The organism is Hydrogenophaga sp. GW823-FHT04C09, from assembly GCF_058796355.1.
Genome location: NZ_JBXAIO010000004.1, coordinates 519,984 through 531,933 on the forward strand (window position 1 = coordinate 519,984; position 11,950 = coordinate 531,933).

12 protein-coding genes and 2 tRNA genes are annotated in these 11,950 nt (G+C 65.8%); 8 read left to right on the forward strand and 6 right to left on the reverse strand.

Features of this window, described 5'->3' with window-relative positions; all coding sequences use genetic code 11:
* Positions 1–9: 9 nt before the first annotated feature.
* Both recN and AC1Q9M_RS14750 read right to left on the reverse strand, forming a co-directional pair.
* Positions 10–1,653, reverse strand: a complete 1,644-nt coding sequence (gene recN, locus AC1Q9M_RS14745; RefSeq protein ID WP_492434446.1) for a DNA repair protein RecN — start codon at positions 1,651–1,653, stop codon at positions 10–12.
* Between the two features lie 59 nt (positions 1,654–1,712).
* Positions 1,713–2,624, reverse strand: a complete 912-nt coding sequence (locus AC1Q9M_RS14750) for an NAD kinase (protein ID WP_297394066.1) — start codon at positions 2,622–2,624, stop codon at positions 1,713–1,715.
* A 100-nt stretch (positions 2,625–2,724) separates the two neighbouring features.
* Here AC1Q9M_RS14750 and hrcA point away from each other — a divergent pair, with 100 nt between their 5' ends.
* From hrcA to greB, 4 genes are all read left to right on the forward strand, one after another.
* Complete coding sequence (hrcA, locus tag AC1Q9M_RS14755) at positions 2,725–3,744, forward strand: heat-inducible transcriptional repressor HrcA (protein WP_382155312.1); 1,020 nt, start codon at positions 2,725–2,727, stop codon at positions 3,742–3,744.
* A gap of 21 nt (positions 3,745–3,765) precedes the next feature.
* Positions 3,766–3,842: transfer RNA gene (locus AC1Q9M_RS14760), tRNA-Ile, on the forward strand.
* Positions 3,843–3,870: 28 nt separating this feature from the next.
* A tRNA-Arg gene (locus AC1Q9M_RS14765) sits at positions 3,871–3,947 on the forward strand.
* 61 nt (positions 3,948–4,008) lie between these two features.
* A complete protein-coding gene (greB, locus tag AC1Q9M_RS14770; RefSeq protein WP_382155687.1) occupies positions 4,009–4,572 on the forward strand; it encodes a transcription elongation factor GreB in 564 nt (187 codons plus the stop codon).
* Between the two features lie 2 nt (positions 4,573–4,574).
* Here greB and AC1Q9M_RS14775 read toward each other — a convergent pair whose 3' ends face one another.
* From AC1Q9M_RS14775 to AC1Q9M_RS14790, 4 genes are all read right to left on the reverse strand, one after another.
* Positions 4,575–6,824, reverse strand: a complete 2,250-nt coding sequence (locus AC1Q9M_RS14775) for a RelA/SpoT family protein (RefSeq protein WP_444687500.1) — start codon at positions 6,822–6,824, stop codon at positions 4,575–4,577.
* Between the two features lie 137 nt (positions 6,825–6,961).
* On the reverse strand, positions 6,962–7,165 hold the full coding sequence (gene rpoZ, locus AC1Q9M_RS14780) for a DNA-directed RNA polymerase subunit omega (protein ID WP_066268010.1): 204 nt from the start codon (positions 7,163–7,165) through the stop codon (positions 6,962–6,964).
* A 28-nt stretch (positions 7,166–7,193) separates the two neighbouring features.
* On the reverse strand, positions 7,194–7,814 hold the full coding sequence (gmk, locus tag AC1Q9M_RS14785) for a guanylate kinase (RefSeq protein ID WP_382155690.1): 621 nt from the start codon (positions 7,812–7,814) through the stop codon (positions 7,194–7,196).
* Positions 7,815–7,917: 103 nt separating this feature from the next.
* On the reverse strand, positions 7,918–8,853 hold the full coding sequence (locus AC1Q9M_RS14790; protein ID WP_382321371.1) for a YicC/YloC family endoribonuclease: 936 nt from the start codon (positions 8,851–8,853) through the stop codon (positions 7,918–7,920).
* A 60-nt stretch (positions 8,854–8,913) separates the two neighbouring features.
* On the opposite strand from AC1Q9M_RS14790, the gene AC1Q9M_RS14795 reads away from it, so the two are divergent.
* The 4 genes from AC1Q9M_RS14795 to AC1Q9M_RS14810 form a co-directional block, all read left to right on the forward strand.
* Positions 8,914–9,921, forward strand: a complete 1,008-nt coding sequence (locus AC1Q9M_RS14795; protein WP_066268004.1) for a serine/threonine protein kinase — start codon at positions 8,914–8,916, stop codon at positions 9,919–9,921.
* Complete coding sequence (locus tag AC1Q9M_RS14800; protein ID WP_204733641.1) at positions 9,918–10,817, forward strand: PP2C family protein-serine/threonine phosphatase; 900 nt, start codon at positions 9,918–9,920, stop codon at positions 10,815–10,817. Before AC1Q9M_RS14795 ends, AC1Q9M_RS14800 begins: the two co-directional genes overlap by 4 nt.
* Positions 10,818–10,884: 67 nt before the next feature.
* Positions 10,885–11,565 carry a ribonuclease PH gene (gene rph, locus AC1Q9M_RS14805; RefSeq protein WP_382325701.1) on the forward strand — a complete coding sequence of 227 codons (681 nt, stop codon included), beginning with the start codon at positions 10,885–10,887 and terminating at the stop codon, positions 11,563–11,565.
* Positions 11,562–11,950 (forward strand): non-canonical purine NTP pyrophosphatase (locus AC1Q9M_RS14810; protein ID WP_492434451.1); only part of this gene is annotated, 389 nt, incomplete at its 3' end. The genes rph and AC1Q9M_RS14810, both read left to right, overlap by 4 nt.

Below are 11,950 nucleotides of genomic sequence, written 5' to 3' on the forward strand. Positions count from 1 at the left end.
CTGCGTATTTCACACGGCCAGCATTTCGCGGGCATGCGCCAGCGAGATTTCGGACTGTTCGCCACCGCCCAGCATGCGGGCGAGTTCGCGCACGCGCGCGTCGGTGGCGATGGGCTCGACGGTGCTTTGGGTCTGGCGGCCCACGGCCTGCTTGCTCACGAGCAGGTGGTGGTCGGCGCAAGCGGCCACCTGGGGCAGGTGGGTCACGGCAAGCACTTGGCGGTCCTTGCCGAGTTGGCGCAGCAACTGGCCCACAGTGTGGGCCACGGCCCCACCGATGCCCGAGTCCACCTCGTCGAAGATCAGCGTGGGCGCCTGGCCCAAGCGGCTGGTGACGACCGAGATGGCCAAGGCGATGCGAGACAGCTCACCGCCCGAAGCCACCTTGCCGACCGGCTTGGGTGTGGCGCCCGCGTGGCCTGCGACGCGGAACTCGACCTGCTCCGCGCCCTGGGCCTGGGGTTCATCCAGCGGCAGCAAGGCGACTTCGAACACCCCGCCTTGCATGCCCAGCGTCTGCATGGTGGCTGTGACGGCCTTGGACAGCTTGGGGGCTGCCTTCTGCCGTTCTTTGCTGATGGCCTGCAAGGCGGTGCCAAAGGTTTTCCAGTCGGCGCGCTCGGCGCGTTGCAGGGCTTCGATGTCCAGCGCCTGGTCAACCTGGGCGAGTTCTGCCTTCCATTGCGCGTGCACCTCGGCCAGCTCTTCCGGCGTGCGGCGGTAGCGCCGCGCCAGCGAAACCCAGAGCGACAGGCGCTGGTCCAGCGCCTCCAGGCTGGCGGGGTCCTGTTCGGTGTGACGGCTGTACTGGTGCAGGCTGTGCACGGTGTCTTGCACCTGAGCGAGCGCGGCCTCCAGCGCTTCGATGGCGCTGGCGAACTGCGGTTCGATGTGGGCCTGTGCCTGTAGGGCCGAGAGCGCACGGTGGACCAGGGCTGCGGCGTTGGTATCGTCTTCGCCCAGCGCGTTTGCGGCGACCCGGGCCGCGTCAAGCAAGCCCTGGGCGTTGGCGAGCCGGCTGTGCTGGGCATTGAGCTCCTCCCATTCGCCGGCCTGAGGGCTCAGCTTGTCGAGTTCCGCGATCTGCCAGGCGAGGCGTTCGCTTTCCTGCTGCAGCGTGGCCTGTTTTTCGATGGCGGCATCCAGCGCCTTGCGGCGTTGGCGCCACTGTGTCCAGGCTCGGGCCGCCGGCGCGGTGTCGATGCCGGCATAGGCGTCGAGCAGGTCGCGCACCGCATCGGCGCGCGTGAGGCTTTGCCAGGCGTGCTGGCCGTGAATGTCCACCAGGCCATCGGCCAGGGCCTTGAGCTGGGTCACGGTGGCCGCGCTGCCATTGATCCAGGCCCGACTGCGGCCCTCGGTGTCCACGGTGCGGCGCAGCAGCAGGCCGTCTTCGACGGGAAATCCCTGTTCCTCCAGCCACGGCGTGAGCGAAGCGGGGGCATCGAACTCGGCCGCGATGTCGCAGCGCGCCGCACCTTCGCGCACCACGCCACTTTCCGCGCGCGCGCCCAGCGCGAGTTGCAGGGCGTCGATCAGGATGGACTTGCCGGCGCCCGTTTCCCCGGTGAGCACACCAAAGCCGGAGCCGAGCTCCAGTTCGAGGGACTGCACGATGACGAAGTCGCGCAAAACGATGCGTCTGAGGCTCATGGGTGTAAGAGGCGCGGCGTTGATGAAATGGGAGCGCAGCCGCTATTCTGACCGGGCTTTCAGGCCCCTTCGTTCCAGTGCAGCTTTTTGCGCAAGGTGTCGAAGTAGGTCCAGCCCACCGGGTGCAGCAAGCGCAGCGCATGTTCGGAGCGGCGCACCACGATGCGGTCGCCATGCAGCAGGCTGGTGAGCGTCTGCATGTCGAAGTTGGCGCTGGCGTCGCGACCCGAGACGATCTCCACCGCGATCTCGCTGTGCGAAGGAATCACCACCGGCCGGTTGGACAGCGTGTGTGGCGCGATCGGCACCATCACCCAGCCGCCGATGCCGGGGTGGAGCAGGGGGCCACCGGCCGACAGGGCATAGGCGGTAGAGCCGGTGGGCGACGCGATGATGAGGCCGTCGGCGCGCTGGTTGGCCACGAAATGGCCGTCCACCTCCACGCGCAACTCGATCATGCTCGCCACGCCGCCCCGGTTGACCACCACGTCGTTGAGCGCCGTGGCCTCGAACACGCAACGGCCATCGCGCCAGACCGTGGCCGCCATCAGCGCGCGCGCGTCTTCCTCGAACTCGCCGCGCAGCATGGGGCGCAGCTTTTCCTGGTAGCTGTCAAAAGGAATGTCGGTGATGAAGCCCAGCCGACCCTGGTTGATGCCCACCAGTGGCACGCCATAACGCGCGAGCTGGCGCCCGATGCCGAGCATGGTGCCGTCGCCGCCGACCACCAGGGCGAGGTCGCAAGCCTTGCCCATGGCCGGCACGTCGAGCGCCGGATACTGCAGCAAGCCCGTGTTGGCGGCGGTTTCCTTTTCCAGCGAAACGTCGCAGCCTTCGTCGTGCAGGAAGTGCGCGATCTCGTCCACCGCATTGCGCGCACCGGGTGCGTGGTACTTGCCCACAATGACGACATGCGCAAAACGCAGGGGCCGGTTCCATCGGGCGGTCGTGGACCGGGTGTCGGTTGACATGCTCATTCGGAAATTACAACACAGCTTTCCTGTGGCGGAATGGCATAAAACCCTGTGCGTCGGCGGTACCGTCGGGGGCATCCGTCCTTAGAATGAAGCCATGTTGGATGACCGCGCCAAGTTGTTGCTCAAAGCCCTCGTCGAGCGTTACATCGCCGACGGCCAGCCCGTGGGCTCGCGCACGCTCGCCAGGGCCGCCGGCATGGAGCTGTCGCCGGCCACCATCCGCAACGTGATGAGCGATCTCGAGGAGCTTGGGCTGATCGCGAGCCCGCACACCTCGGCCGGCCGCATTCCCACGGCCCGTGGCTACCGGCTGTTTGTGGACACCATGCTCACGGTGCGCCGCGAAAGCCTGCCTACGGTGAGCGACATGGGTGCCCCGGGCATCGAGGCGGGGCAGCCGCATCGTGTCATCAGCAACGCCGCGCAGATGCTGTCCAACCTGTCGCAGTTCGTGGGCGTGGTCATGGCACCCCGGCGCGCCTCGGTGTTCCGCCACATCGAATTCCTCAGCCTGTCCGAACGGCGCGTGCTCGTGATCATCGTGTCGCCCGAGGGCGACGTGCAGAACCGCATCATCCACACGCAGGTCAACTTCACCCAGCCACAACTGCTGGAAGCCGCCAACTTTCTCAATGCCCATTACTCCGGTCTCACCATGGAGGCGGTGCGCGAGCGCCTCAAGACCGAGGTGGACGCCCTGCGCGGCGAGATCGCCGATCTCATGAAGGCGGCGGTCGATATCGGAGCCGAGGCCAGCGAGGCCCAGGACGAGGTGGTGGTGTCGGGCGAACGAAACCTGCTCTCCGTCAGCGAGTTCTCCAGCGATATGGGCAACCTGCGCCGCATGTTCGACCTGTTCGAGCAGAAGACCCAGCTGATCCGTTTGCTCGATGTGTCGGCCCAGGCCGATGGCGTGCGCATCTACATCGGTGGTGAAAGCCAGGTCGTGCCCTACGAAGACCTGTCCGTGGTGACTGCCCCTTATGAGGTGGACGGCCAGGTGGTGGGCACGCTGGGTGTGATCGGCCCCCAGCGCATGTCGTACGAGCGCATGATCCAGATTGTTGATGTCACGGCCAAGCTGGTTGGTAACGCGCTCAGCCACCACAAATAAGCCCCCCTACAATCCTTGGGCGGGCCGTTAGCTCAGTTGGTTAGAGCAGAGGACTCATAATCCTTTGGTCGTTGGTTCAAGTCCAACACGGCCTACCAAAAAAATGCTGCTATAATTCGAGGCTTCGCGGCTGTAGCTCAGTTGGATAGAGTACTTGGCTACGAACCAAGGGGTCGTGGGTTCAATTCCTGCCAGCCGCACCATATGGAAGCCCGCAGCCAAAAGCTGCGGGCTTTTTCATTTTTTGCCTGGGAATCGCCCACCATGAGCAAGGCCTTCACCCGCGAAACCGATTCGGACGATGAAGACGATCTGCCGGCCGCGGCGCCCGTGCCCGGTGGCAAGAACTACATCACCCGCGCCGGCTACGACCGGTTGCGCGCCGAACTGTTCTCGCTGATCGACGACGAACGTCCCAAGATCGTGGACATCGTTCACTGGGCGGCCAGCAATGGCGACCGCTCGGAGAACGGTGACTACCTCTACGGCAAGAAGCGCCTGCGCGAGATTGACCGGCGCATCCGCTTCCTGACCCGCCGGCTCGAGATCGCCGAAGTCGTCGACGCTTCGCTGCACTTTGGTGGCGATCAGGTGTTCTTCGGTGCCACCGTGACCTACGCCGACGACAACGGGCAGGAGACCACCGTGACGATCCGGGGCGTGGACGAAGCCGACAGCGCTCAGGCCCAGGTCAGCTGGATCTCTCCCGTGGCGCGTTCCCTGCTCAAGGCGCGGGTGGGCGATGTGGTGAAGCTCGTGGTGCCTGGCGGCGTGCAGGAGCTCGAAGTGCTGAGCGTGCGGTATCCGGCGCCAGGCGAGGGCGCCTGAAGTCAGGGCTTGTAGCGCTGCGCCTTGATGACCGAGGTGGTGCGTTTGAGGCTGCGCAACACATCGGCCAGGTGCTGGCGGTCGCGCACTGCCACCGAGAAACGGATGTCCGTCGCGGTCTGGGCGGGTTCATCGCCCATGTCCACATGGGTGATGTCGGCTTCGGCCGCTGCGATGCTGGACGCCACGCGCGCGAGCACCCCCTTGCCATTCGTGACGGTCACGATCACCGTGGTGTCGAACGAGCGCACGGGTTCGTCGGCCCACTCGACTTCCAGGAAGCGTTCGCCATCGCGCAAGAGCAGGCGTTTGCCGGTGGGACAGTCGTCCGCGTGCACCACGAGGCCCTCGCCACGACCGAGGTAACCGACGATGCGGTCGCCCGGGATCGGCTTGCAGCAGGGCGCGTACTGCACCGACAGGCCCTCGCTGCCGTCGAGCGTGACCACACCTTGCGAGACCGATTCGTCCCGGCCGCTGGCGTAGCGCTCGGTGCTGATCAGCAGGGCGTCGGGCTTGAGGCCGGTTTCGGCCAGCAGCACGGCCAGCTTCTTGCCCACCATGCTGGCGATGCGCTTGCCCATGCCGATGTCCGACAGCAGCTCCGCGCGCGACTTGTTCCCGGTGAAGCGCAGCAGTTTTTCCCAGGTCGCGTGGTGTGGGCCCACTTCGGACGGCAGGGTCGCGATGCCTTCGGAGCGCAGGGCCTGGCCGAGCATGCGTTCGCCCAGCTCGTGTGACTTCTCCTGTGCCACCGTCTTGAGGTGGTGCCGGATCTTCGAGCGCGCCCGGCCGGTCTTGACGAAGGACAGCCAGGTCGGGTTGGGCTCGGCCTTCTCGGCCGTGACGATCTCGACGACGTCGCCATTCGCCAACTCGGTGCGCAGCGGTCGCTGCTCGCCGTTGATGCGCGCCGACACCGTGTGGTTGCCCACGTCGCTGTGGATGGCGTAGGCGAAGTCCATCACGGTGGCGCCGCGCGGCAGCGCCATGATCTTGCTCTTGGGTGTGAACACATAGACCGCATCGGGGAAGAGGTCGATCTTGATGTGGTCCCAGAACTCCGCCGCATCGCGCGTTTCCTGCTGGATGTCCAGCAAGGACTGCAGCCATTGCGTGCCCAGCCGTTGCGAAGTGTCGCTGTTGGGTTCGCTGGCCTTGTAGAGCCAATGCGCGGCCACCCCCGATTCGGCCACCACGTCCATGGCGTGCGTGCGCAGCTGGAACTCGATGTTGGTGCCGAAGGGGCCGATCAGCGTGGTGTGCAGCGACTGGTAGCCGTTGACCTTGGGAATGGCCACATAGTCGCGGAACTTGCCCGGCAGCGGCTTGTAGAGCTGGTGCAGCACGCCCAGCCCGGTGTAACAGTCGGTCAGCTCGGGGACGATGATGCGAAAGCCGTAGATGTCGGTGACCTGCGAGAACGACAGGTGCTTGTTGTCCATCTTGCGGTAGACCGAATACAGCGTCTTCTCCCGACCCATGATGCGCACGCTCATGCCGTGCCGCACGAAGTCTGCTTCCACCTCGCGCTGGACGCGGGCGATCAGGTCGCGGCGGCGGTTGCGCGATTTATTGAGGGCCTTGGAGAGCACCTCGTAGCGCCAGGGATGCAGGAAACGGAACGCCAGGTCCTGCAGTTCGCGATAGGTGAAGTTCAGGCCCAGCCGGTGCGCGATGGGTGCGTAGATTTCCAGGGTTTCGCTGCTGATGCGCTGCCACTTCGAGCGCGGCATGTCGCCCATGGTGCGCATGTTGTGGGTGCGGTCGGCAAGCTTGATCAGGATGACCCGCACGTCCTTGGCCATGGCCAGCAGCATTTTGCGGAACGACTCCGCCTGGTTCTGCTCACGCGTGTCGAATTCCAGCTTCTCCAGCTTGGTGAGGCCGTCCACCAGCTCGGCCACGGGCGCGCCGAAGCGCTCCACCAGTTCTTCCTTGGTCACGCCGCAGTCTTCAATGGCGTCGTGCATCAGCGCCGCCATCAGCGCCTGGGCGTCCAGCTTCCATTCGGCGCACTGGGCGGCCACCGCGATCGGGTGGGTGATGTACGGGTCACCGTTCTTGCGCAACTGGCCCAGGTGGGCCTCGTCGGCGAACCGGTAGGCCTGGCGGATGCTTTCAATGTCGGTCGGACCGAGGTAATCCAACTTGCCCAGCAGCGCGGCAAAGCTCGCCGCAGCGGCGCTCGCGGCCGGATGCGCCTGCTCGGCTGGGGACTGAAGGGTGCCGTTGTCGGCCTCGGTGATCATCTGCATACTTTAGCGCGAGACGATGGATCCCGCTGAGTCCATGCACAGAGTCTGTGCAAGGCGCATGAATACGTCCGGAGCAGGGGCGAAAAAAAACACCGCAGCGCGGTGTTTTCTTTCGAGGGACCTGAAAGGCCTCAGAGGGGCACTTTCTTGAGCATTTCCAGGCCGACCTTGCCGTCGGCGATCTCGCGCAGGGCGGTCACGCCGGGCTTGTTCTTGCTCTCGATCTTGGGCGCATGGCCCTGGCTCAGCATGCGGGCGCGGTAGGTCGCGGCCAGCACGAGCTGAAAGCGGTTGGGGATCTTTTCCAGACAGTCTTCGACGGTGATGCGTGCCATGGGCGGGCTCCAGGAAATGGGCGGTGAATCAGAGGATGTTGAGCGCTTGGAAGGTATCGCCGCGGGCGATACGCTGAGCGGAAAACTTGAGCCGCTGGGCATGGACGATGGCCTTGAGGTCAAACAAGGCCCGCTCGAACAACTCGTTGATTATAACGAAGTCGAATTCCCTGGCATGGGCCATCTCGGTGGCGGCGTTCTGCAGGCGCAATTCGATCACCTCGGCGGTATCTTCCGCCCGGCGCTCCAGCCGCGAGCGCAATTCCTCCCAGCTTGGCGGCAGGATGAAGATCAGCACGGCGTTGGGAAAGATGCGCTTGACCTGGATAGCCCCCTGGAAATCGATCTCCAGCACCACGTCGGCGCCCTGGTTGATGCGCTGCTCGATGGCCATTTTCGAGGTGCCGTAGCGATTCCCATGCACCATGGCCCACTCCAAGAAGGCCCCCTGGATGACCATCTGGTCGAAGGTTTCCTTGCTTACAAAGTAGTACTCCCGGCCATGCAGCTCCTGGCCCCTGGGCGGGCGCGTGGTGTGCGAGACCGATGGCACGACGCGCGAATCGAGCTCCATCAAGGCCTTGACCAGGCTGGACTTGCCGGCCCCGCTGGGGGCCGCGACGACAAACAGGTTTCCGGGGTATTCCATTACGAGGCAAGAAGTTGGGTTTCGCCGCCGGGCCGCCCCAAGGCGAAACGCGCCCCCTTGGGGGGCAGCGACCCGCGCAGCGGTGGAGCGTGGGGGCCGTATGTCATTCGATGTTCTGGACCTGCTCGCGCATCTGTTCGATGAGCACCTTCATGTCCACCGAGATGCGGGTGAGTTCGAGGTTGGACGACTTCGAACCCAGGGTGTTGGCCTCGCGGTGCAGTTCCTGGATCAGGAAGTCGAGCCGCTTGCCGACCTCGGCGCCCTTCTTCAACAGGCGCTCGATCTCGGTCAGGTGGGAGTCGAGCCGGGTCAATTCTTCGGCCACGTCGATGCGGATGGCGAAGGCGGTGGCTTCCGTGAGGGCCCGGTCCTGCGCCATGTCGGAGGTGATGGCGCTGCCTTGCGCCGTGGCGGATGCACCCGCGCCCAGGGCCTCGTTCCAGCGGTCGATGAAGCGCTGGCGCTGCTGCGCGACCAGTTGCGGGATCAGGGGTTGCGCGTCCTTGGCAAGCTGGCGCAGCTGACCCAGGCGGTCGAGCAGCATGGTGGCCAGGCGTTTGCCTTCGCGTTCACGGGCGCTGGTAAGGCCGTCCAGCGCGGTCTGTGCCAAAGTAACCAGGGCCTCGTTCAACTCGCCGGGGTTGCCCTGCTGGCGCGAGGTGAGCTGCAGCACCTCGGCCACCGACAGGGGCGATGCCGTGGGCAGCCAGGCGCGCACGTTGTCCTGCAGGCCCACGAGTTTCTGCAGGTCGAGCGCGCTGGGCGTGCGCGGCACGGTGTCGGAGCGGCCTTCGATCCAGGCCCGCACCTCCACCTTGCCACGTTTGAGGCGTGCGCCCAGCAGTTCGCGCAGCGCGGGTTCGGTGGCGCGCAGGTCGTCCGGCAGCTTGAAAGTGAGGTCGAGAAAGCGGCTGTTGACGGAGCGGATTTCGACGCCCACACCGGCCTGGGACTCGCGGCTGGACTCGGCGCTGGCCGGGGCCGCAGACCCGCCCGAGTGGGCCGAGGCGTAGCCGGTCATGCTGTAAACTGCCATTGAACTTTGCCCATCAGGGTGAGTGGTCCAAAACGAGGCGTTCCGGAAACCATCCGAATTATGTCAAAGGTCAAACCCGCACCGCTGCCGCCGGACACCGTGATCGGTGGTTACCGCATTGTCCGCAAGCTGGCGGCGGGCGGTTTTGGCGTGGTGTACCTGGCCGTGGACACGGAAGGCCAGCAGGTCGCCGTCAAGGAATACCTGCCCTCGTCGCTGGCCTCGCGCGGCCCCGGCGAGCTGCTGCCCCAGGTGCAGCCGGAGAAGCTGTCGCTGTACCGGCTGGGCCTCAAGAGCTTCTTCGAAGAAGGCCGGGCCCTGGCCCAGATCTCCCACCAGTCGGTGGTCAGCGTGCTCAATTTCTTTCGCGAGAACGAGACCGTCTACATGGTCATGAACTTCCTGGAGGGCGCGTCCCTGCAGGAATTCATCATCACGGCGCGTGAACTCAAGAAACAGAAGGTGTTCCGCGAATCGACCATCCGCTCGCTGTACGACGAGGTGCTGCGCGGCCTGCGCATCGTGCACCAGCACAAGATGCTGCACCTGGACATCAAGCCGGCCAACATCTTCGTGACCGACGACAACCGCTCGGTGCTGATCGACTTCGGCGCCGCCCGCGAGGTGCTGAGCAAGGAAGGCAATTTCATCCGCCCGATGTACACGCCCGGCTTCGCCGCGCCCGAGATGTACCGGCGCGACTCCTCCATGGGCCCGTGGACCGACATCTACGCGATCGGCGCCTGCATCTACGCCAGCATGCAGGGCTACCCGCCCAACGATGCGCCCCAGCGGCTGGAGAAAGACCGCCTCTCGCTGGCGCTTTCGCGCCTGCGCGGCGTGTACTCCGACAACCTCATCGAGGTGGTCGAGTGGTGCATGTCGCTGGATCCGCTGTCGCGCCCGCAATCGGTGTTCGCGCTGCAAAAGGAACTGAGCCGCGAGACCGAGCGCAGCTACACCAAACTCACCGTGGCCGAGAAGATGCGGCTGCAGTTCGACAACATCGTGTCGGACAACAAGAAGTCCCTGCGCAAGTCCACCAACGCCGCGACCAAGTTTCGATGAAGTTTTCGGTCTACCAGATCAGCCGCCAAGGGGGCCGGGAGCGCAACGAAGACCGAATGGGCTATGCCTACACCCGGGAGTCGGGTCTGTTCGTGCTGGCCGACGGCATGGGCGGCCACCCCGAAGGCGCGATGGCGGCGCAACTCGCGCTGCAGACCTTTTCGGCGTATTTCCAGAAGGCCGCCAACCCCACGGTGCGGGAAGTGCCGGAGTTCCTCTCCAGCGCCCTGATGGCGGCGCACCACCAGATCATCCGTTACGCCGCTGAAAAAGGCATGCTCGACACCCCGCGCACCACGCTGGTGGCGGCCGTGATGGAGCGCAACCACGTGCACTGGGTGCACTGCGGCGATTCGCGGCTGTACGTCGTGCGCCACGGCGAAATGCTCACGCGCACGCGCGACCACTCCTACATGGAGCAGCAGCAGCACCTGGGCCGCGCCACCGACCACATCAACCGCAACATCCTCTTCACCTGCCTGGGCTCACCCGCCAAGCCGGTGTTCGACCTCTCCGGCCCGGTCCACCTGATGCAGGGCGACCGCGTGCTGCTGTGCTCGGACGGCCTGTGGGGCACGGTCAGCGACGAGGAAATCACGTCCGAGCTGTCCAAGCGGCCGCTGGAGCAGGCCGTGCCCGAGCTGGTGGAGATGGCGCTCAAGCGCGGCGGCCCGCGCTGCGACAATGTGACCGTGCTGGCGATGGAGTGGGAGACGGCGGACGAATTCCAGTCCACCCGCGTCTCCACCGAAGACATCGACGACGGCGTGTTTGCTTCCACCATCCAGTCGGGCATTCCCGACCCTTCCATCGAAGACATGGACGACGCGGCGATCGAACGCTCGATCGCCGAGATCAATGCCGCGATCCGCCGCACGGCCGAACGCAATTCCTGAACTCCCGAGGTTTCCCATGAGCGATATGACCCGACCCGGCCAACGGGCCGCCGATGCGTTGCGCCCGGTGCGCATCACCCGCCACTACACCATCCACGCCGAGGGCTCGGTGCTGATCGAGTTCGGCAACACCAAGGTGCTGTGCACCGCCTCGGTGGAAGAAAAAGTGCCGTCGCACAAGCGCGGCAGCGGTGAAGGCTGGTTGACGGCCGAGTACGGCATGTTGCCGCGCGCCACCCACACCCGCAGCGACCGCGAGGCGGCCAAGGGCAAGCAGAGCGGGCGCACGCAGGAGATCCAGCGCCTGATCGGCCGTTCGCTGCGCGCCGTGTTCGACCTGAAGGCGCTGGGCGAGCGCACCATCTCGCTGGACTGCGACGTGATCCAGGCCGATGGCGGCACGCGCACCGCGAGCATCACGGGCGCCTACGTGGCGGCGCACGACGCGGTGGCCAAGCTGATGGCGCAAGGCAAGCTGCCCGTGTCGCCGATCCGCGACCAGGTGGCCGCGATCTCGGTCGGCATCCTGCGCGGCAAGCCGCTGCTCGACCTGGAGTACGTGGAAGACGCGGCCTGCGACACCGACATGAACGTCGTCATGACCGGCGCCGGGCACTTCGTGGAAGTGCAGGGCACGGCCGAGGGCGCGGCCTTCACGCGCGACGAGATGAACACGCTGCTGGCCCTGGCCGAAAAAGGCATCGCCGACCTGGTGGCGGCGCAGCGCGAGGCGCTGGGGCTGGCATGAAGCTGGTGCTGGCGTCCAACAACAACGGCAAGCTCGCCGAGCTGCAGGCGTTGTTCGCGCCGCTGGGCGTGGAACTGGTGCGCCAGGCCGACCTCAACATCCCGGAAGCGCCCGAGCCGCACCGCACCTTCATCGAGAATGCGCTGGCCAAGGCGCGCCATGCCGCGCGCGAGAGCGGCTTGCCCGCGCTGGCCGACGATGCGGGCCTGTGCGTCGAGGCCTTCGGTGGCCTGCCCGGCGTGGACACGGCGTACTACGCCACGCAATTCGGCTACGCCAAGGGCGACGGCAACAACGTGCGCGCGCTGCTCGAGCAAATGGCGAACGTGACCGACCGCCGCGCGGCCCTCGTCAGCACGCTGGTGGGGGGGGGGGGGGGGGGTGG